The organism is Oleiphilus sp. HI0128 (genome assembly GCF_001635365.1).
This window is the reverse complement of the sequence record NZ_LWGG01001590.1, coordinates 1-528: the sequence shown is the minus strand read 5'-3', so window position 1 is coordinate 528 and position 528 is coordinate 1. Positions and strand designations below refer to the sequence as shown.

Genomic DNA, 528 nt, shown 5'->3' with positions numbered 1-528 from the left:
ATGTCCGACTACGCGCAAGCCAAGCAGAAGCTATTTCAGAACACGAGCTTGGCCTTTGCAGTACTAAATCGAGATGATGACCTGTTCAGCGATTTTAAAGCCGCTGTTACGCCAGGCACAAACATTACGAGTTATGCGGTTTCAAGTAAAGCTGCTGATGTTGCGGTATTGACGAACGAGCTTTCGTCATCGGGTATACACGCATTGATCAAGGCTTCAGTAGGTCAGGTAATGATCGACTCCCCATTGCTGGGCGAATTTAACTTAAGCAATTTGTTAGCTGTGCTTGCAGCTGCCACGGCGATGAACGACCTCGAAAGCGTTGAGTCGCGAGTTAAAAAGATTAAAGCGGTTGATGGCCGTATGGAAGTGCTTCGGTCTGTGAATCAACCTACAGTCGTAGTTGATTATGCACATACACCTGATGCTTTGGAAAATGTACTTAAAACGCTAGCGCCTCTTTGCAGTGGCTCTCTAAGGGTGATATTTGGTTGTGGTGGTGACCGTGATCAAGGAAAACGCGCCGAG

1 protein-coding gene is annotated in these 528 nt (G+C 47.3%); it reads left to right on the top strand.

Going from position 1 to position 528, the window contains the following annotated elements; genetic code table 11:
• Positions 1–528: glutamate ligase domain-containing protein (locus A3763_RS26045; protein WP_255376646.1), on the top strand; the 528-nt coding region annotated here is incomplete at both ends.